The organism is Sphingopyxis sp. (assembly GCF_965279725.1).
Lineage (GTDB): Bacteria > Pseudomonadota > Alphaproteobacteria > Sphingomonadales > Sphingomonadaceae > Sphingopyxis.
This window is the reverse complement of record NZ_CBDIIL010000001.1, coordinates 264431-282339: the sequence shown is the minus strand read 5'-3', so window position 1 is coordinate 282339 and position 17909 is coordinate 264431. Positions and strand designations below refer to the sequence as shown.

Genomic DNA, 17909 nt, shown 5'->3' with positions numbered 1-17909 from the left:
AAGCGCGCAAGTCTCGCTACCCCTCCCGCAAGCGGGAGGGGTTGGGGTGGGCTGCGACGTTTATTGCTTTTCGAAAGCGGCGTGGATTTCGAGTTCGACCGCGTCGCTGACCGCAGGGATGGCCATCGTGATGCCGAAATCGCTGCGGCGGATCGTCGTTTCGGCCTGGAAACCGATGGTTTCCTTTTTGTTATAGGGGTTGGTGCCCGCGCCGTGGAAATCGACGTCGAGGGTGACATCCTTGGTGACGCCGTTGAGCGTCAGCTTGCCGGTGACCTTTGCCTCATCGCCGTCATCGTCGAGGACGACGCGGGTCGAGACGAATTTGGCGTCGGCGGGCGCGGGGCCGAAGAAATCGGGTTTGCCGCCGTCCTTGCCGGCGCGGAGCAGGTGGCCGGTCAGGCCAGCGCTGGCGGTGGTGACTTTCGACACCGGGATCGTCACATCGACCTTTGACGCCGCGGGGTTGGCGGGGTCGATCACGAGCGTGCCCGATACGTCGCCGAAGATGCCGGTATATTTGCTGAAGCCGAAATGATCGACTTCCCACACGACCATCGTGTGATTGACGTCGGCGGCATAGGTGCCGGCGGTGACGCGCGTCTTGTCGGGCGCGCCGGGGGCGCCGGGCGCCTGGGCGATGACGACGGGAACTGCGACGACGGCGAGGGCGAGGACGGCAAGGGGAGCGATGCGGCGCATGAGGGGAAACTCCTGTTGGGGGAGGATCAAGCTAGGCTAGGAGGGACGCCGCCGTCAATTATGCCGCATTGAAATGCTGCGTTTCCATTTCGCATGCCATCACGGCGCGCGGCGGGCCTCGAACCATTGCCGTAGCGCCGCCGAGGCGCAGCCGGTAAAGCCGTAGCTGCCCACCGGCGAGCAGCTGTTCGGGCGGGTGGCGCGGGCGACATTGTCATACCCCTCGACCGTCGAGGCCCAGCTGCCGCCGCCGCCGACATCCTGTTCTTCCTTCAACTCTTCGCGCAATTCCTTTGGGACGCGATAGCGTTCGGATTCGGGCTGCTGCGCGCAAACGACGATTTCGTCGCCTTGCGCTTCGGGGCAGGGATCGTCGCCGAACGTGTAGAGGACCGAGGTGCGCTGCGGCGGCTCGCCCGACTGCGCGAGCGAGCCATCTTCCTGCGCCAACGCGGGCGCGGCGAACGCGAGCGCCGCGAACAGGGGAAGGAGAAGGCCAGCTTTTTTCATCACTAATCGCGTTCCCAGACCCATTCCCTGCCGCCCAGATTGACCGCAGCAGATGAACCTAACCCTAACCTGGTGCAAATATGGCGCAAAACAGCAGCGAGGGACGATCAGAGCGCGATCCCTGCTCTCCAGATGGCGATTGTTCGGCAAAAACCAAGCCCCGATGCGATCGTCGCAGGTCGCGGTCAGTTGATGCCGTCGCCGATCAGCGAAAAAGGCGCCCAGGCGCTGGGGTGCGACCAGCTTTTGATAAAAGGATCGGCGCGTTCGTCGTCCCGGATGGCCTTTTCAGCCTTTTGCAGCGCTTCAGCGCGCGACAATTTGGGGTCGGCGCGCATCAGTTCGAACAGTTTGACGGTGAGCACCGCGGCAACATCGTCACGCACCGGCCAGTGCGAGGCGAGCAGGCTTTCGGCGCCGGCGAAGAAGAACGAACGGGCGAGCCCCGAAAGGCCGGGAGCGCCCTGGCTGCCGTCGCCCGCCGCGGTGTTGCACGCCGACAGGATGACCCAGCGCGCGCCAAGGCGGAGCGAGGCAATTTCGGAGGCGGTGAGCAGGCCGTCATCTACGGTACTTGCGGAATTGGGCGGCGTGAAGACCAGCCCGGGCTCGGCGACGCCGCTGGCCTCGCCCGCGACAAGGCCATGGGTCGCGAGGAAGAGCACGGACAGATCATTGAGCTTGCTACGCTTCATATTGGTTTCGGTCGCGGCGCCGGCGAGGAACAATTTGGCCTGACGCGCGCCGAGCAATTGCTGCATCGCCTTGAGCTCGGTTTCGGTACCCGGCAGCCGCGCGAGTTTGCGCAACGCCGCGGGATCGGCGAGCGCGGCGCCGTCGCCGTTGCTTTGCAGTCCGGCGCCGATCGCGAGGCCCGCGCCGCTGCGGGTGCCGCGGTTGCGCCCGGTGCCGCCGCCCCGCTGTTGCGCCGTGCCGTCGAGCAACGGGTCGCCAAAGCCAATCATCGCGGTGCCGCCGGCGCTCCTGTTGCGGGTGCCGACCGCGCGCAGCAGCTGGAGCGACTGGAGCGAGGGCAGCTGGAGCAGCGCGACCTTGTCGGCGAACCAGGACGTCGCGCGCAGGACCTTGGGATCACCATCGGCGCCGGTCGGCGCTGCGGTGACTAGGATGCCGAGCGGCAGCGACGAGATCGACCCGCTCGACGCGGTGAACAGGTGGCGCTTGTTCGCCAGTTGCGGTTCGAGCGGCGCGACGAGCGCCTGATAGAGACGCCACGCGGTGGTGCGATCATAGGGGAGGTCGCCTTCGCCCTCTGCCGACCAACGCTCGTCCTCTTCGGGGGTGACATCGATGCTGGCGCCGACATCCCACAGCAGGCGGCGGACATGCGCGCCGAGTTCGGCTTCCTTCATATCGCTGCGGTGCCAATCGAGGCTGTCATGGGTGACGAGCAGGCTGTGGGTGCCGAACGCGGTTGGGACGATCATCAGCACTGCCTCGTCGGGGGCGAGCAGTGCTTGCGCGTCGGCGAGCGACAACGGTTGCGGGCGGACGAGTTCGAAATAGCCGGGCGAGGCGGCGGCGATTTTCTGAATGATCCCCGCCCGCTGAAAATTCAGGCGTTGCTGCGCTTCGATGTTGAGGCGGCCGAGGCGCTGGCGTTCGGCCGGATCGGGGGCGACGATGGCGTTCGCTTCCTGTTGCAACGCCGTGATTTGCGCGTCGATCGTGCGGCGTTCGGCGAGCAGTGGCGAGACTCCCGCCTGGGCGAGCGTGCGTTCGGCCGCAGCCTTGGCGACGGCGCGGCTGGTCGTTCCCATCTGCGCCTCCTGCAACGCGAGGAACGCTTCTTCCTTGTCCGCGTCATCGTGGTTGCCCGCAGCCCAGAGGGCATCAGCGAACAGGAGAAAATAGCTGTCGTAGCGGCGCCCGAGGTTGAGCAGATAGCTGTCGTCGATCGCCATAGCATAGGTCGACTCGTCGCTTTGCGAAAAGCCGAAGGCGCGGCGATAAGCGCGCTTGCCGGTCGCAGCATGGCGCGCGTCGGTCAGCGCCGCCGCGACGTCGCCGCCGGTTTCGAGGCGAAATTGGGCAAGGTCGGCCTTGAGTTCGTTGAGCTGGCCGTGCGGATCGTTGATCGCGCTGAGCCCCGAGGCGAGCAGGCCCGAGCGGATCGGATCGGCATAGACGTCGCTTTTGTCGTTGGCGGGGGCGGCGAGCACGTCGGCGAGGATCGCGATCGCGTCGGCCTTGCGGTCCTGTTTGGCGAGCCAGTCGGTGAGGTAAGAGAGCGTGTTGAGGGTGCGATAATCATCGTCGCTGTAGCCGGCGCGGACGGCGGCAAGCGCGCGGCGGAAATAATCCTCGGTCGCCGCCTTGTCGTCGGTGTATTTATATTCGAGCGCGACTTCGCGCAGGGCGTCGGCATATTCGACCGATTTTTCGCCGTGCCGCGTGCGTTCGAGCTCGACCTTTTCCTTTCGCACCGCTGCGCGCTTGTCATAATCGAAATATGCGATGTCGCGGTAGCGCTGGTCGAGCTCGGCGAGCCGGGTCTGGTAATCCTGGCTGGTTTCGAGCGCGCCGACAAGGCCAGCGAGGCCCAGCGGTTCGAGCAGTGCGATCGCCTTGTCACGTTCGCCCGCGGCGACCGCATCCTTGGCGAAATCAGCGGCGATTTCGTCGAAACCCTCACGATAGGCGCGGTCGAAATATTCGGCGCCTTCGGCTTTGCCGCGCGCGTAAATCGGTTCGGCGCCGAGGATCGGCAGCCACTGGGTGTCGAGGGCGCGCGCGGCGGGGGCGTCGCCGCCCTTGAGCGCGCCGCGATAGCCGCGATAGTCGCCGAGCAGCCAATAGTCGGCGCGGCAGTCGTCGGCGGTGCAAGCGGCCAGCGCATCGAGGCGCGGAATGCTGGCATCGCGCAGGATCGCAAGCGCGCGGTCGCGCTTGTCGAGGGTGAGGAGCAGGCGGGCGTAGCTGGCCATGAACTGGCGCCGTTTTTCGACGGCACGATCGCATTTGGTGCCCCATGCATCGGTTTCGCAGCCCGCCCAGCGGGGCTCGAAGCGCGCGATGACGCCATCGAAGGCGGCGAGCGCCTCGTCCTGGCGGCCCAAGTCAATGAGCAATTGGGCATAGCCAAGCAGATAGCCGCCGAGCTCGCCTTCATCGTTCGTGCAGCCGTGGACGATGGCGCCCGCCGCGACCTTTTCGCGGCGCCCGCAGCCATAAGCCTCGTCGGTGGCCGCAACGATGAAGGCGCGATAGGGGGCGACCGCCTGATCCTTGAAGCCATTGATCGCCAGCGTGGTGGCATAGTCGCGGTTGGCGAAGCGCGTCGCATAGCCGTTCGGGCCGTGGATGCGCGTGAAGATCGCGATCACGCGTTCGAGCGCCGCCTGGGATTCGACCGAACGGCCGGCGAGATTGAGATCGGTGGCGTGGACGCGCAATTGCTCGGCATATTCGGTGCTGTCTTCGCCGAACCGCTTGGCGATGAGTTTGAGCAGTTGTTCGCCGACCGCAGGTCGCTGATCGAACGGCGTTTTCATCAGCTCATCGCGTTTGGCGGCGATCGCGGGATCTTCGGGCGGGGTTTGCGCATGGAGCGCGGGGGCGGCGAAGAGCAGCGCGAGCGCAAACGCCCATGCCGTCATCCATCGGCTACGCGATCCGATCGTCATGCTGTCCCCCCTTGGCCGCGGTGTTTCGTAACCGCTTTCAAGGCGTTGGGCAAATGGCGCGGTGTGATTGGCCCCCTCCGGCAGGAGGGGGCCATGTCAGGGCTTTAACGGCGGCTTGGACCCCAGTCTTCGCTGGGGTAAGTCCGTCAGTTCTTGCTCTTGTCGACCAGCTGGTTCTTGGCGATCCAGGGCATCATCGCGCGCAGTTCGCCGCCGACCTTTTCGATCGGGTGCGCGGCGGCGGCCTTGCGGCTGGCCTTCAGTTCAGGCTGGCCGGCCTGGTTGTCGAGGACGAAATCCTTCACGAAGCGGCCCGACTGGATGTCCTGCAGGACGCGCTTCATTTCCTTCTTCGTTTCTTCGGTGATGATGCGCGGGCCGGTCTTGATGTCGCCATATTCGGCGGTATTGCTGATCGAATAGCGCATGTTGGCGATGCCGCCTTCATAGAGCAGGTCGACGATCAGCTTGGTTTCGTGGAGGCATTCAAAATAGGCCATTTCGGGGGCGTAGCCCGCCTCGACGAGCGTTTCGAAACCCGCCTGGATCAGGTGGGTGATGCCGCCGCAGAGCACCGCCTGTTCGCCGAACAGGTCGGTTTCGCACTCTTCCTTGAAGGTCGTTTCGATCACGCCGCTGCGCCCGCCGCCGACGGCGCTGGCGTAGGAGAGGGCGAGCGCCTTGGCATAGCCGTTGCCGCTGTTGCCGGTCGCTTCCTGCGCGACCGCGATCAGGCAGGGGACGCCGCCGCCGCGCTGATATTCACTGCGCACCGTGTGGCCCGGGCCTTTCGGCGCGACCATGAACACGTCGATGTCCGGGCGTGCTTCGATCAGGCCGAAGTGGATGTTGAGGCCATGCGCGAAGGCGAGCGCGGCGCCGGGTTTCATGTTCGCGGCGAGATCATCGGCGTAGATTTTCGCCTGAAGCTCGTCGGGGGCGGCAATCATGATGACGTCGGCCCATTCGGCGGCTTCCTTGTTGGTCAGCACCTTGAATCCTGCAGCTTCCGCCTTTTTGGCGGTCGCCGACCCGGGACGGAGCGCGATCGCGACGTCGGTGACGCCGCTGTCGCGCAGGTTCTGCGCATGGGCGTGGCCCTGGCTGCCGTAGCCGACAACGGCGACCTTCTTGCCCTTGATCAGATCCTGGTCGGCGTCGCGATCGTAATAGACTTGCATGTCATTCTTCCCTGCTAGTTTGTCGTCATGCCGGGCTTGATCCGGCATCCATGGACCCCGGATCAAGTCCGGGGTGACGAGAGTTGAAGGTTATTCTGTAATATTAAACCGCCTCCGCGCCGCGCGCGATGGCGACAACGCCGGTGCGGCCGACCTCGACGAGGCCGCATTCGCGCATCAAGGCGATGAAGCGATCGACCTTTTCGCTGGCACCGGTGATTTCGAAGATGAAGCTGGTCAGCGTCGTATCGACGACCTTGGCGCGAAAGACGTCGGCGAGGCGCAGCGCCTCGATCCGTTTTTCGCCGCTGCCGGCGACCTTCACCAGTGCGATTTCGCGTTCGACATGCGCGCCCTGATCGGTGAGGTCGGTGACCTTGTGGACGGGGACCAGCCGGTCGAGCTGCGCGATGATCTGGTCGATCACCGCGGGCGGGCCGCTGGTGACGATGGTGATGCGCGACAGCGCGTGATCGGCGCTGATGTCGGCGACGGTCAGGCTTTCGATGTTATAGCCGCGCGCCGAGAACAGCCCGGTGATCTTGGCCAGGATGCCCGCCTCGTTATCGACGGTGACGGCGAGCACATGGCGCTCGCCCGCTTCGGTTTTGATTTTCATTATTCCTCCCCGGAACGGGGAGGGGGACCACCGAAGGTGGTGGAGGGGTACCCTCGCCCATGCGTAGCGTTTTCGGGCCTGTGCCCCTCCACCATGCTTCGCATGGTCCCCCTCCCCCGATGGGGGAGGATCGCGTTGCTTTCCATCATCACACCAGCGCCTTGGCTTCGTCGTCCATCGTGCCGGTGACGTCGCTCGGCTGGAGGAGCATGTCGGTGTGCGCGGCGCCCGAGGGGATCATCGGGAAGCAGTTGGCGAGCTGGGCGACGCGGCAGTCGACGATCACCGGACCCGGCGTTTCGATCATCTTGGTAATACCGTCCTCGAGTTCGCCAAGCGTGTCGATGCGCAGGCCGGTCCAGCCATAAGCGTCGGCGAGCTTCACGAAATCGGGCAGGCTGTCCGAATAGCTGTTCGAGTAGCGGCTCTCGTAGGTCAGTTCCTGCCACTGGCGGACCATGCCCATCCATTCATTGTTGAGGATGAAGATCTTCACCGGCAGGCGATATTGCGCGACGGTGCCCATTTCCTGGATGTTCATTTGCAGCGACGCTTCGCCCGCGATGCAGATGACGAGGCGGCCGGGGTGCGCGATCTGGGCGCCGACCGCGGCGGGGAAGCCATAGCCCATCGTGCCGAGACCGCCGCTGGTCAGCCAGCGGTTGGGGCTGTCGAAATGGAAATGCTGCGCCGCCCACATCTGATGCTGGCCGACCTCGGTGGTGATGATCGGGTCCATGCCGCGCGTCGCGTCGAACACCGCCTTGACCGCGCGTTGCGGCATGATTTCGGCGGTCGCTTCTTTCTTCTCGGGAAAGTCGAGACAGCGGGTTGCGCGCCAGCCATCGACGCGGCGCCACCATTCGCCCAGATCGCGGGCTTTGTGGCCTGCGTCCTGCCAGCCCGCAATGATCGCATCAAGCGCGCGCCCGGCATCGCCGACCACAGCAAGGTCGACGGGGACGATCTTGTTGATCGAGCTGCGGTCAATGTCGATGTGGATCTTTTTGGAATCAGGCGAGAACGCATCGAGGCGACCTGTGACGCGATCATCGAACCGCGCGCCGACCGCGATGATCAGGTCGGCGCGGTTCATCGCCATATTGGCCTCGAACGTGCCGTGCATGCCGAGCATGCCGAGCCATTTGTCATCGTCGGCGGGGAAGGCGCCGAGCCCCATCAGGGTCGAGGTGACCGGGGCGCCGGTGAGTGCCACCAGCTGGCGCAAAGCCGCGCTGGCATCGGGGCCGGCGTTGATGACACCGCCGCCCGTGTAGAAGATCGGGCGCTCGGCCGCGGCGATCATCGCGACCGCCACCGCGATGGCGTCGGCGTCGGGTTCGACCTGCGGGCGGTAGCTTTTGTGCGCGATCTTTTCGGGGATCACATAATTGCCGGTCGCGACCTGCACATTCTTCGGGATATCGATCACCACCGGGCCGGGGCGGCCGTGGGTCGCGATGTAAAACGCCTCGTGCATGATCGGGCCGAGGCGTTCGGGGTCCATCACGAGATAGTTGTGCTTGGTGCAGTGGCGGGTGATGCCCACCGTATCGCATTCCTGGAACGCGTCGGTTCCGATCAGCGCGGTCGATACCTGGCCGGTCAACACGACCATCGGGATCGAATCCATCAGCGCATCGGTGATGCCGGTGACCGCGTTGGTTGCGCCGGGGCCAGAGGTGACGAGCACGACGCCGGGCTTGCCGGTCGAGCGCGCATAGCCCTCGGCCGCATGCGTTGCCGCCTGTTCGTGGCGGACGAGGATGTGCTGGATCGTCGGATGCTTATAGAGCGCGTCGTAAATCGGAAGGACCGCACCGCCCGGATAGCCGAACACCGTATCGACCCCAAGGTCGACCAGCGCCTGAACAACCATGTCGGCACCACTCATTTCCGTCACGACGAAACTCCTTTCTGATCTTTGCAGATACGCAAACGGATGCGCTTGTGCGCTGCAACAGGGTTGCGGGCAATAGGTATATGATTCTATCCTGTCAACAGCTTATCACGTAATATTATTGCTAATTGATTGATATTATCGACCGATAATAACTCTACGTGGCGAGGCCAGTGCGCGGGCGGCTGGTTCCGGAACCACGTAAATTGGCGCTTGGCATATTGGCGCGTGGCCGCCTGCGCGAGATCGAGCGCCGCGGCGCGGTCGATGTCGCCCGAAAGATATTGTGCGATCTGCGGCACCCCGATGGCGCGCATCGCGGGCAGTCCGGGGTCGAGCTGGCGCGCGAGCAGGGTTTCGGTCTCTTCGATGGCGCCGTGGTCGAACATCTGGACAAGGCGCTGGTCGCACCTTTCGCGTAACCAGTCGCGCCGGGGGAGCAGCACCAGCGGGGTGAGGGCGATCTTGTCGCCGATGCCGCCCTCGCGCGCCAACTGCCAATCGGCGAGGGTGCGGCCGGTCGACCGGACGACTTCGAGCGCGCGCGCGATCCGCGTGGCATCGGCGGGGTTCAGCCGCGCCGCGGCGACCGGATCGGCCTGAACGAGCGCAGCATGCGCATCGGCGACCGCCATCGCGCGGACCGCGGTCCGAACATCGGGGGCGATCTCTGGCACCGGGGCGATGCCATCGATCAGGGTGCGAATATAAAGGCCGGTGCCGCCGACGAGGATCGGGACATCGCCGGTTTCATGCGCGGCCGAAATGGCGGCGCGTGCCTCGTTCGCCCAGCGCGCGGCGTTGTGCGCGTCGGCGGCGTCGACATGGCCGAACAGGTGATGCGGAATCCCGGCCATGTCTGCGTCGGTCGGGCGTGCCGATAAAATCCCGAGGTCGGCATAGACCTGGCTGGCGTCGGCATTGACGACTTGCGCCCGGCCAAGCGTCTTGGCCAGACGTACCGCCAATGCGCTCTTGCCGCTGGCGGTGGGGCCAGCAATAAGTGCGACAGGTGGCCGTGGGCCGAAAGAGGACGAAGGAGATGCCATGTTCGTTGCGACGCTGATAGCAGCCGGAAAGCTGACCGACGAGGTGGTTCGCGAAGCGATCGACCGGCTCGACGCGACGGGGCATGAGGTCGGCGCCCCGCACTGGCTGGACGTGGGCGATGCCGCCGACATTGTTTTTCAGGGCAGCCTGGTCAGTGCGCGCGCCGAATTGGCGTTGATGGACCATGGCGCGCTGGACACGATCGTCCAGCCGATGGGCGACCGGACCAAAAAACTGATCATCGCCGACATGGATTCGACGATGATCACGGTCGAATGCATCGACGAACTCGCCGATTATGCGGGGATCAAGGACGAGGTTGCGGCGATCACCGAGCGCGCGATGCGCGGCGAACTCGATTTTCGCGCTGCGCTGATCGAGCGGGTCGGGTTGCTGGCGGGGATGCCCGAGGCGACGCTGACCGAATGCCGGACGGAGCGGGTGAAACTGACTCGCGGCGCGCGCACCTTGGTGCAGACGATGAAGGCGCATGGCGCTTATTCGGTGCTGGTGTCCGGGGGCTTTACAGCCTTTGCCGACGCGGTCGGCGAGGCGATCGGGTTCGACAAGGTGCTGGCGAACGTGCTGGAGATAGCGGGCGGCAAGCTGACCGGCGCGGTGATCGAGCCGATCGTCGATAGCGCAGCAAAGCTGGAAACGCTGAAGGCGGAGGCGGCGAAGCACGGCCTGCCGCTGGCCGACACGCTGGCGGTCGGCGACGGCGCGAACGACATTCCGATGCTGACCGCGGCGGGGTTGGGGGTGGGTTATTATCCGCACCCGGCGGCGGGCGAAGCGGCGGCGGCGGTAATCCGGCACCATGATTTGACCGCGCTGCTATGGGCGCAGGGCTATCCGCGGCGGAGTTGGGTGCTGGGGTAAGGTACTGGTACGCCTAAGCTTTGTGCCGCGATGGAGAGGTGCGCTACCGTCCGGCGCGTAGCTTCTTTTCGGGGATTGCCTTGCCATGAAGATTGAGAGAGCGGGCTATCAAGCCCCTAAAACCGGTGCTGACGTCGCGCGGGATCGGGATGCGGCAGGATTTGGCGCGGCATTGAACGCTGGGGTTTCCCCACAAAGCGATTTCGCTCAGATGAGCCGCTCCGAGTTGTTCGATTGGATGAATGACCGGATCAAAGACGGCAAGCTTTCTATGGACGACAGCACCGGGATATTGAGCCTGACGGGTGCGGGATCGTTCGATCCGCAGGCCGCCGACAAGGGCAACGGGGAAAAGGTCAATTTTTTCCAGATCGCCCAAGACGGCATCGCCGCCGCAAGGCATCGAAAGGACGGCGGCTCAGCAGCCATTTATCAGTCCGCGCTGTTGGTATTGCAGCGGTTCCAAGCGCCGCGTTAACGCGGCGGGTGCGGTCGGCGGGATTGAGGTGAGCGGCAGGAAACGACCAATTGCGGACGTTTGCGAGAATTAGAAAAACCGACCGTCCTGCTGGTATATGGCATCGATGATCGAGAAGACTTGAGCCGCAATTGGTGTACCGATCACGTCGCTTCTGGCCAGCAGTGTCGCTGCCAATCCTCTATCGCTGAATGGCCTGTCAGCGGGGTCGATCACCATTATTGAAGGCGGCTCATCGTATTGCTCCCGGTGACGCAGCGCCACGCCGAACCGGTCATTAGCCGTTGTGCCATCGCCCCAGTGTCCAAGCACCAGATCGAGATTTGCACCCGGCTCATTTAGATGCCCAACTGTCCAGTGCATCCAATATGCTGCGACCGTCGGGCCTTCCACCTTATGAACCATACCCCACACGCGACGGCTCTCGTTGCCACAGCAATCGCACTTGCCGTCGCTTTCGCCCATGATTTCGACCTCGTAGGAGCGAGAGGCTTCAACGTCTTTCATCGGTAAAATTGTAGGAAGGCTTGCGACAGCTTTCCACCCCAAAGCTGCCCTAACGCACTCGCAATCCGCCCTTCCACATAGCAGTCGCGCGGCCTTGCACAGGCATGCCGTCGAAGGGGGTGTTGCCGGCGTAGGCCGCCATCTTCTTGGCATCGACCTGCCACGGGGTACCCTCGTCGATCAGGATCAGGTCGGCCTCCCTGCCGGGATCGAGGCGGCCGGCATCGACGCCGAGCAGCTTGGCGGGATTCGCGGCGAGCAGGCCGAACAGGCGCGGCGGTGTGACATGGCCGTCGCGGACAAGCTGGAGGCCCATCGCGAGCAGGGTTTCGGCGCCGGCCATACCGGGTTGCGCCTCGGCGAAGGGCAAGCGCTTGTCCTCCGGACCGCGGGGGTCGTGGCCTGACGCCAGCACGTCGATCGTGCCGTCGGCGATCGCGGCGAGGCAGGCGTGGCGGTCGTCTTCGCAGCGCAGCGGCGGCGACAGGCGCGCGAAGGTGCGAAAATCGCCGATCGCGGTATCCGACAGGAACAGATGCGCGGGGGTGATGCCGCAGGTGACGGGCAGACCTTTCGCCTTGGCGGCGCGGATCATGTCGAGGCCGCGTGCGGTGGTGACCTGGCGGAAATGGATCGGCGCGCCGGTTTCCTCGACGAGCATCATGTCGCGGGCGATCGCCATCGCTTCGGCAACCGCGGGGGCCGAGGCGAGGCCGAGGCGGGTTGCCATCTCGCCATCGGTTGCGACCGCGCCCGCGGTCAGCCCATCGTCCTCGGCATGCGCGATGACGGTGAGGCCGAGCGCGGCGGCGTAGGACAGGACGCGGCGCATCACCCCGGCGTCGGATATACGCGCGCGGCCGGTGGCGATGGCGCGGGCGCCCGCTTGTTTCATCAGGCCGATTTCCGCGAGCTCGCGGCCTTCGAGACCTTTCGTCGCGGCGGCGACGGGGTGGACCCACAGGTCGGGCTTGCCCCCTTTCGCGGCGCGTTCGACGAGGCCGGGGTCGTCGAGCGGCCCGGCGTCGGGCATCAGGGCAGCGCGGGTAATGCCGCCGAAGTGAAAGGCGGGCTTGTCGGTCGCAAAGACGCCGAGGTCGATGATGCCGGGGGCTAGCCACTGGCCCTTGGCATCGATGGTTTCGGTGCCGTCCGGCGTTTCGGAAGGATCGATCGCGGCGATGCGGCCGTCGACGACGAGCAGGCTGCCACTCTCGCCGCCAAGCAGGCGCGCGTTCGTAATGAGGAGCGGGGTCAGTTCCATCCCGGCACTCCCCGGTTGCGGCGAGTCAGGATGTCGAGGCACGCCATGCGCACGGCGACCCCCATTTCGACCTGTTCGGTGATCGTCGAGCGTAGCGGGTCGTCGGCGACGCTGCTGTCGATTTCGACCCCGCGGTTCATCGGGCCGGGGTGCATGACGATCGCGTCTCGCTTCGCCCTTTCGAGGCGTTTGGGGGTGAGGCCGTAGAGGGCGTGATATTCGCGCGCACTGGGCAAATAGGCGCCGTCCATGCGCTCGTTCTGGAGGCGGAGCATCATCACGACGTCGGCGTCTTTCAGCCCCTCGTCCATGTCAGTGAAGGTGGTGACATGCATACGGTCGATCGCGGGCGGGGTCAGCGTCGGCGGCGCGACGACCCGCACCTCGTTACCGAGCAAGGTAAGCGCGAGGATGTTCGAGCGCGCGACGCGGCTGTGGAGGACGTCGCCGCAGATGGCGATGGTGAGCCCCTCGACCTTGCCCTTGCGGCGGCGGATGGTCAGCGCGTCGAGCAGCGCCTGGGTCGGATGTTCGTGGCGGCCGTCGCCGGCATTGAGCACCGGGCAGTCGACCTTGTCCGCGATCAGCTGGACCGCGCCAGAGCTGCCGTGACGGATTACCATGGCGTCGGCGCGCATCGCGTTCAGCGTCATCGCGGTGTCGATCAGCGTCTCACCCTTTTTCACGCTCGACTGTGCGGCATGCATGTTGACGACATCGGCGCCGAGCCGTTTTCCGGCGATCTCGAACGACAGCAGGGTGCGCGTCGAATTTTCGAAAAAGGCGTTGATGATCGTGAGCCCGGCGAGTTTGTCGTCATGCTTTGCCGCGCCCGAACGGTTCACCTCGACCCAATGTTCGGCGGCATCGAGGACGTAGCTGATCTCCCACGGGGTGAGTTGGGCGATGCCGATCAGGTGGCGATGGCGAAAGGCATCGCCGCCGGGCGGATAATCGCTGGCGGGTCGGAGGGTTGCGCTTGTCATTAAAGCCGAGCCTTTACGCAGAGGGGGGTAAATAAGCAAGGGCCGCAGCGACGATCGGGTCGATCAAATCGAGCGCCCAGAGTGCAAGCAGAACGATCTCGGCAGCACAGAGCCCGACCATCTTTGACGCGAACGGTTGTTTGCGCGTCTTGTGGCGAACGAGGCGGGAGGCGGCGTAGGTGCCGATCGCGCCGCCGAGCCACGCCCAGCCGAGCAAGCGGCTTTCGGATATTCGGCGCAAGCCCGCTTCGGCGCGGCGTTTGTCGACGACCATCAGGCCGAAGGCGATGCTGTTCGCCGCGATCAGCCAATAGAGGATATATTTGGTCAACCGCGCGTCATCCTTGGCGCGTCATTGCATCGATCGCGCCTTGCAGGATGAAGGCGGCAGCGGCGCTGTCGATCCGTGTCGCGCGTTTAGCGCGGCTGACGTCGGCGGCGATCATCGCGCGCTCGACCGCAGCGGTCGACCAGCGTTCGTCCCAGAGGAGGAGGGGGAGGGCGAGGGGCAGGAGGTTGCGCGCAAAGGCGCGGGTGCTCTGGGTGCGCGGGCTATCGCTGCCGTCCATGTTGAGCGGGAGGCCGACGACGACGCCGACGATGTTGTGTTGGGCAATGAGCAATTTGAGCGCTTCGAGATCGGCGCTGAATTTCTTGCGGATGATTGTCTTGTCGGGGGTCGCGAAGCTCCAGTTCGTGTCGCAGAAGGCGACGCCGATGGTTTTTGTGCCGACATCGAGCCCGATCAGGCGGCCGCCGTTCGGGAAGTTGGCGGCGAAGTCGGGGGCGGCGGTGGTGATCATGGACCCTTCTCTAGCCGTTCGTGTCGAGCGAAGTCGAGACACCGTGAGGGCGTGGGCGGCCGAGGGGCATCTCGACTTCGCTCGATGCGAACGGGATTAGGATTTGGGCGCGGCGGGTTTTGAAGGCGTCGCGACCGCCGTTGGCGTCACCGGCGCCGCCAGCGGCGGCACTGGCGACGGCTTGCCGTCATAGGTTGCCAACCGTCGCAGCGCGTCGGCGCGGACATTCGCCCAGAACAGCGTGATGTCATAGACATGGTAATTGTTGCCAGGCAGGACATAGCCCGCAACGACATAATCCTTAGCGATCTCGGCATCGCCGATCATCAGGAACCCGCGCGTATCGTCGCACTTGGCGCCGATCTTGCCCGCGATCAGCGATCCGCTCTTGAACCCTGTCGTGGGTTTGAGCGTACCCAGATTGGCGTCGGGCGCCGCGGCGGTATCGGGGATGCCGGTGAGCGGGTTGGTGCACAGCATGCGCGTGTCGGCGCGCGGGCGGCCGTCGAAGCCGATCGTGCCGTCATAGGCGGCGGTGACCATTTCAGGGTCGGCGGGGTCGGCGAAGGTCGCCCAGCCGAGGATGCAGCCCTTTTGCTCGGGCGTCTGGCATGCGGGCAGGCCGAGCCCTGCGATGTCGGTGTCGAGGCTGATCGGCCAGCCGACGACATAGGCCGCGACAATGCGTTTCGCGAGCGGGTTTCCCGCGATGCGGTTCTTGAGCAGCGTGGTGAGGTGGAGCGCGCCCTGGCTGTGGCCGGCAAGGATGATCGGCTTGTCCCTGGGGATCGCGGCCAGAAAGGCGTCGAACGCTTCGTCGACATCCTGATAGGCGGCGTCGATCGCCTTGCCGGCGGTCACCCGGTCTTCGGCGAGAAAGGCGCCGAGCGTCGCCTGGCGGTAACGCGGCGCCCAGATTTCACCCGCGTCGGCAAAGGCGCTCGCCATGCCCTGGACGAACAGATTGGCGCGGTGGTCCGAATCGCGGTCCTCGAGCGGCGCATTCCAGCTCGAGCGGCTGTAATAGCTGGTCGGGTGGACGAAAAAGACCGCGGCGTCGCCCCTTGGCACTGCGGCGTCGGCGGCGACGACGGGCGCGGTGAGCGGGTCGTCGGCTGCGGCGCCTTCGGTGCCGGGGGTTTCGCTGCCGTCGGCGGCGGGGCGCCAGGCCGACGGATCATTTTGCATTCCGGGGCGGGCGAACCACATTTTGGCATCGTCATAGGCGTTCGGGGCGACCGCGACCTGTTGCTTGAATTCGGCGCTGGGGACGAAGGCGACGCGCGCGATCCAGCCCGGGAAGAGCTGATAGGCAACCCCGGCAGCGAGGACGAGAAGGATGATCGCGGCGATGACATAGAGGAATTTGCGGGCCATTTGGGCTCCATTGGGGGAAGGAACTAGGCGCTCTCTAGCCGTTTGTGTCGAGGGAAGTCGAGACACCCATCGTTAGCGCGCGACTGTGGGGCATCTCGACTTCGCTCGATGCGAACGGAACGGCGCTGCATTGCCGGTGTAACGGTACACAGCTTGAGCTTGCCCCACCCCAAGAAAAAAGCCCAGATTGCAACCATGACCGACACCCCCGCCCGCGAGTCGCCCCCAATTTCGCAACGCCTGGACAACAGCGACCCGCCCTGGCCGCTGCGCCCGTGGATCATGGCGGCGATCTGTGCCGCCGCGGGGCTCGCGTTCCATTTGCTGATCGACCGTCATTACGACAATCCGCTGGCGTATTGGCGCAGCGCGTTGGCGACCTTTGTCGCGGTGAGTGCGGTTGTGTTTGTGCTCGGGGTCGAATTGCGGCGCTGGCACTGGGCGCTCGGGTTCGCGCTGATATGGGGCGCCGTGATGGCCCTGATCGCTTGGCAGACGGCAGGCTATAATATTCAGGGCGATCCGTTTGAATGGCCGTTCTGGTCGGGAATCCTCGCGGTATTGGTCGCGACGCCGCTGTTCCAGACGCGGCGCGACGTGGCGCCCGACTGGCGGTTCTGGAAATTGTGGCAGATGCCGTACGACCGGCTGCACAGCCACGCGTGGACCGATGCGGTGATCGGCGCGGCGTCGCTGGCTTTTGTCGGTGTGACCTTTCTGCTGATCTTTCTGATATCAGAGATGTTCCGCCTGATCGGCATTGATCTGTTGCACAACTTGCTTCGCGACGAATGGTTCGGCTGGATGCTCGCCGGTGCGGCATTCGGGGGCGCGGTCGGGCTGCTGCGCGAGCGTGACAAGCTGGTGTCGACGTTGCAGCGGCTGGTGATGATCGTGCTCGCGGTGCTGGCGCCGGTGCTCGCGATCGCGCTGGCGCTGTTCCTGCTCTCGCTCGTAGGAACCGGGCTTCAGAAGCTGTGGGATTCGGGATTTTCGACCGCAGGATTGATGATGGCGGCGGCGGCGTTCGCGGTGCTGCTCGCCAATGCGGTGATCGGCAACGGCGCCGACGATCGCGCGACCAACCCGTTGCTGCGCTGGGCAGCGCCGGTGTTGGCGGTCGCGGTGCTGCCACTGGCGGCCATCGCTGGTTATTCGATGCATTTGCGCGTGATCCAATATGGCTGGACCCCGGAGCGTATCTGGGGCGTGATCGCGGCAATCATCGCGCTGAGCTATGGCGTTGCCGGCGTGTGGGCGGTGGTGAAGGGGCGGCGCGATTTCGACGATCTGCTGCGGCCGCTGCAGCAGAAGCTGGCGATCGGGATGGCATTGCTGGCGCTATTCCTTGCGCTCCCCATTCTCGATTTCGGCGCGATTTCAACGCGCGATCAGCTTGCGCGACTGAAATCTGGCACGATTGCCGCCGAGAAATTCGATTGGGCCGCAATGGCATTTGATTTTGGGCCAAGTGGTCGGACGGCGCTGAAAGATATCGAGCGATCACCGCAACGGGTGAGGGCCGATGCGGCCAAGGCGGCGCTGGCGGCCGAGAACCGCTGGCAATTGACGGGGTCGAATAGCCCGCTGCTGCTGAAACCCTTTGCCGAGCGGCTGCGCGTCTTACCCACCGACCGCGGGCTGACCGCCGACGCGTTGGCTGTGGTGCAGAACAGCTATATGTGCAGGGGCTCGAAAGCGTGCGTCGCGGTGTGGCTTGGCGACGACCGGATCGGGGTGCTTGGGCAGGACGAGCCGGGTGACAAGGTCAATTTCGATTTTGTCACGCTGAACAAAAACGGGCGCTGGGAGCTGGGCGATTTGGCGAGCGCTTCAAGCCCGGAACGCGCGCAGAGCGATCTGGCAAAAGCGACGGTGACGGTGGAAACGGTCGAGCGACGTCAGATATTGGTGAATGGCGTGCCGGGATCTGAGGCGTTTGAGTGAATTGATCCTCCCTGTCGCGAAGCACTAGGGACGGCGACCTCTCGCAATGCGAGTGG

At 64.9% G+C, this 17909-nt stretch carries 16 protein-coding genes; 3 read left to right on the top strand and 13 right to left on the bottom strand.

Annotated elements, in window-relative coordinates:
• Positions 1–60: 60 nt before the first annotated feature.
• The 7 genes from ACQY6T_RS01365 to miaA form a co-directional block, all read right to left on the bottom strand.
• Positions 61–702, bottom strand: a complete 642-nt coding sequence (locus ACQY6T_RS01365; protein ID WP_428627545.1) for a YceI family protein — start codon at positions 700–702, stop codon at positions 61–63.
• Positions 703–801: 99 nt separating this feature from the next.
• Complete coding sequence (locus ACQY6T_RS01360; RefSeq protein ID WP_428627544.1) at positions 802–1212, bottom strand: hypothetical protein; 411 nt, start codon at positions 1210–1212, stop codon at positions 802–804.
• A gap of 185 nt (positions 1213–1397) precedes the next feature.
• The gene (locus ACQY6T_RS01355) at positions 1398–4859 is read right to left on the bottom strand and encodes a CHAT domain-containing protein (protein ID WP_428627542.1); all 3462 of its coding nucleotides are present in this window, start codon (positions 4857–4859) and stop codon (positions 1398–1400) included.
• A 146-nt stretch (positions 4860–5005) separates the two neighbouring features.
• On the bottom strand, positions 5006–6040 hold the full coding sequence (gene ilvC, locus ACQY6T_RS01350; RefSeq protein WP_428627541.1) for a ketol-acid reductoisomerase: 1035 nt from the start codon (positions 6038–6040) through the stop codon (positions 5006–5008).
• A 103-nt stretch (positions 6041–6143) separates the two neighbouring features.
• Positions 6144–6659, bottom strand: a complete 516-nt coding sequence (gene ilvN / locus ACQY6T_RS01345) for an acetolactate synthase small subunit (RefSeq protein WP_428627538.1) — start codon at positions 6657–6659, stop codon at positions 6144–6146.
• A gap of 148 nt (positions 6660–6807) precedes the next feature.
• Positions 6808–8562: a biosynthetic-type acetolactate synthase large subunit gene (gene ilvB, locus ACQY6T_RS01340; protein ID WP_428627537.1), complete on the bottom strand. Its 1755-nt coding sequence runs from the start codon at positions 8560–8562 to the stop codon at positions 6808–6810.
• An 86-nt stretch (positions 8563–8648) separates the two neighbouring features.
• Positions 8649–9608 (bottom strand): tRNA (adenosine(37)-N6)-dimethylallyltransferase MiaA, encoded by a 960-nt coding sequence (gene miaA, locus ACQY6T_RS01335; protein WP_428627534.1) that lies wholly within the window; start codon positions 9606–9608, stop codon positions 8649–8651.
• On the opposite strand from miaA, the gene serB reads away from it, so the two are divergent.
• Complete coding sequence (gene serB, locus ACQY6T_RS01330; RefSeq protein ID WP_428627531.1) at positions 9607–10491, top strand: phosphoserine phosphatase SerB; 885 nt, start codon at positions 9607–9609, stop codon at positions 10489–10491. The two genes, miaA and serB, sit on opposite strands and share 2 nt — an antisense overlap.
• 85 nt (positions 10492–10576) lie before the next feature.
• The gene (locus ACQY6T_RS01325; protein ID WP_428627529.1) at positions 10577–10969 is read left to right on the top strand and encodes a hypothetical protein; all 393 of its coding nucleotides are present in this window, start codon (positions 10577–10579) and stop codon (positions 10967–10969) included.
• 69 nt (positions 10970–11038) lie between these two features.
• Here the strand turns inward: ACQY6T_RS01325 and ACQY6T_RS01320 are convergent, their stop codons facing one another.
• The 6 genes from ACQY6T_RS01320 to ACQY6T_RS01295 all read right to left on the bottom strand — a co-directional run bounded on the left by ACQY6T_RS01320 (position 11039) and on the right by ACQY6T_RS01295 (position 15906).
• On the bottom strand, positions 11039–11476 hold the full coding sequence (locus ACQY6T_RS01320) for a hypothetical protein (RefSeq protein ID WP_428627527.1): 438 nt from the start codon (positions 11474–11476) through the stop codon (positions 11039–11041).
• Positions 11477–11525: 49 nt separating this feature from the next.
• Positions 11526–12740, bottom strand: a complete 1215-nt coding sequence (locus ACQY6T_RS01315) for a dihydroorotase (RefSeq protein ID WP_428627525.1) — start codon at positions 12738–12740, stop codon at positions 11526–11528.
• Positions 12731–13726 carry an aspartate carbamoyltransferase catalytic subunit gene (locus ACQY6T_RS01310; RefSeq protein ID WP_428627523.1) on the bottom strand — a complete coding sequence of 332 codons (996 nt, stop codon included), beginning with the start codon at positions 13724–13726 and terminating at the stop codon, positions 12731–12733. The genes ACQY6T_RS01315 and ACQY6T_RS01310 overlap by 10 nt, the downstream gene beginning before the upstream one ends.
• Before the next feature lie 13 nt (positions 13727–13739).
• Positions 13740–14057: a DUF1294 domain-containing protein gene (locus tag ACQY6T_RS01305; RefSeq protein ID WP_428627521.1), complete on the bottom strand. Its 318-nt coding sequence runs from the start codon at positions 14055–14057 to the stop codon at positions 13740–13742.
• 7 nt (positions 14058–14064) lie between these two features.
• Positions 14065–14529 (bottom strand): Holliday junction resolvase RuvX, encoded by a 465-nt coding sequence (gene ruvX, locus ACQY6T_RS01300; protein ID WP_428627519.1) that lies wholly within the window; start codon positions 14527–14529, stop codon positions 14065–14067.
• A gap of 96 nt (positions 14530–14625) precedes the next feature.
• Positions 14626–15906 (bottom strand): DUF3089 domain-containing protein, encoded by a 1281-nt coding sequence (locus tag ACQY6T_RS01295; RefSeq protein WP_428627517.1) that lies wholly within the window; start codon positions 15904–15906, stop codon positions 14626–14628.
• A 195-nt stretch (positions 15907–16101) separates the two neighbouring features.
• Between ACQY6T_RS01295 and ACQY6T_RS01290 the strand changes: the two genes are divergently transcribed.
• Positions 16102–17853 carry a DUF4153 domain-containing protein gene (locus tag ACQY6T_RS01290; RefSeq protein WP_428627516.1) on the top strand — a complete coding sequence of 584 codons (1752 nt, stop codon included), beginning with the start codon at positions 16102–16104 and terminating at the stop codon, positions 17851–17853.
• Positions 17854–17909 lie beyond the last annotated feature (56 nt).

What these genes read in the sequence shown, in the direction of transcription:
- ruvX (WP_428627519.1), bottom strand. Translation starts at nt 14,529, where the DNA reads ATGATCACCACCGCCGCCCCCGACTTCGCCGCCAACTTCCCGAACGGC.
- ACQY6T_RS01365 (WP_428627545.1), bottom strand. Translation starts at nt 702, where the DNA reads ATGCGCCGCATCGCTCCCCTTGCCGTCCTCGCCCTCGCCGTCGTCGCA.
- ilvN (WP_428627538.1), bottom strand. Translation starts at nt 6,659, where the DNA reads ATGAAAATCAAAACCGAAGCGGGCGAGCGCCATGTGCTCGCCGTCACC.
- ilvC (WP_428627541.1), bottom strand. Translation starts at nt 6,040, where the DNA reads ATGCAAGTCTATTACGATCGCGACGCCGACCAGGATCTGATCAAGGGC.
- ACQY6T_RS01325 (WP_428627529.1), top strand. Translation starts at nt 10,577, where the DNA reads ATGAAGATTGAGAGAGCGGGCTATCAAGCCCCTAAAACCGGTGCTGAC.
- ACQY6T_RS01355 (WP_428627542.1), bottom strand. Translation starts at nt 4,859, where the DNA reads ATGACGATCGGATCGCGTAGCCGATGGATGACGGCATGGGCGTTTGCG.
- ACQY6T_RS01315 (WP_428627525.1), bottom strand. Translation starts at nt 12,740, where the DNA reads ATGGAACTGACCCCGCTCCTCATTACGAACGCGCGCCTGCTTGGCGGC.
- serB (WP_428627531.1), top strand. Translation starts at nt 9,607, where the DNA reads ATGTTCGTTGCGACGCTGATAGCAGCCGGAAAGCTGACCGACGAGGTG.
- miaA (WP_428627534.1), bottom strand. Translation starts at nt 9,608, where the DNA reads ATGGCATCTCCTTCGTCCTCTTTCGGCCCACGGCCACCTGTCGCACTT.
- ACQY6T_RS01360 (WP_428627544.1), bottom strand. Translation starts at nt 1,212, where the DNA reads ATGAAAAAAGCTGGCCTTCTCCTTCCCCTGTTCGCGGCGCTCGCGTTC.
- ACQY6T_RS01295 (WP_428627517.1), bottom strand. Translation starts at nt 15,906, where the DNA reads ATGGCCCGCAAATTCCTCTATGTCATCGCCGCGATCATCCTTCTCGTC.
- ACQY6T_RS01310 (WP_428627523.1), bottom strand. Translation starts at nt 13,726, where the DNA reads ATGACAAGCGCAACCCTCCGACCCGCCAGCGATTATCCGCCCGGCGGC.
- ACQY6T_RS01290 (WP_428627516.1), top strand. Translation starts at nt 16,102, where the DNA reads ATGACCGACACCCCCGCCCGCGAGTCGCCCCCAATTTCGCAACGCCTG.
- ACQY6T_RS01320 (WP_428627527.1), bottom strand. Translation starts at nt 11,476, where the DNA reads ATGAAAGACGTTGAAGCCTCTCGCTCCTACGAGGTCGAAATCATGGGC.